This is a genomic window from Oleiphilus sp. HI0125 (assembly GCF_001635355.1).
Window position 1 is genome coordinate 1 of the sequence record NZ_LWGF01000532.1, and the last position, 538, is coordinate 538.

The window sequence follows — 538 nt, forward strand, 5'->3', positions numbered from 1 at the left end:
GAAGGTTTTTCAAGGAGAAGGTTTTGATGAACTTCTTAAGCAAATGCGCACAATGTTTACTAAGGTCTATTCCCGTAAGCCTGATGCTTCGCGTGCACGTTCGCGTGAGGTGTACCAAATAGGTATTGGTTTTAAGGGCTAGAGCTTGGAAAGCTTAAAAATTATATAAGATCGTTAAATAGCTAATTTAAGAATCTACTTGTATATTTTAAGTCGTAATACACACATCACTTTGTAATTGAGAGGGGTTTCTCTTGAACGATATGGTCAAGAATCTGGTACTTTGGTTGGTGATCGCAGCTGTGTTGCTGACGGTGTTTAACAACTTCAGTGCACAGCAAAAAACGCAAGCAATGAACTATTCACAGTTTATTGAGCTTGTTCAGAGTGGGCAGGTCCGCCAAGTTGAAATTGATGGATTGCGTTTTGAAGTCGAAACTTCAGACAACCGTCGTTATTCAACCGTTCNACCAATGGTCGAAGATCCAAAGCTAATGGATGAGTTGATTAACAATAACGTTACGGTGATCGGTAAGGA

At 40.0% G+C, this 538-nt stretch carries 2 protein-coding genes; both read left to right on the forward strand.

What is annotated here, in order from left to right:
- The coding region (locus A3762_RS06725; RefSeq protein ID WP_304439272.1) for an SAM-dependent methyltransferase at window positions 1–142 on the forward strand (142 nt) is incomplete at its 5' end.
- 121 nt (window positions 143–263) lie between these two features.
- Window positions 264–538: ATP-dependent metallopeptidase FtsH/Yme1/Tma family protein (locus A3762_RS06730; protein ID WP_369820672.1), on the forward strand; the 275-nt coding region annotated here is incomplete at its 3' end.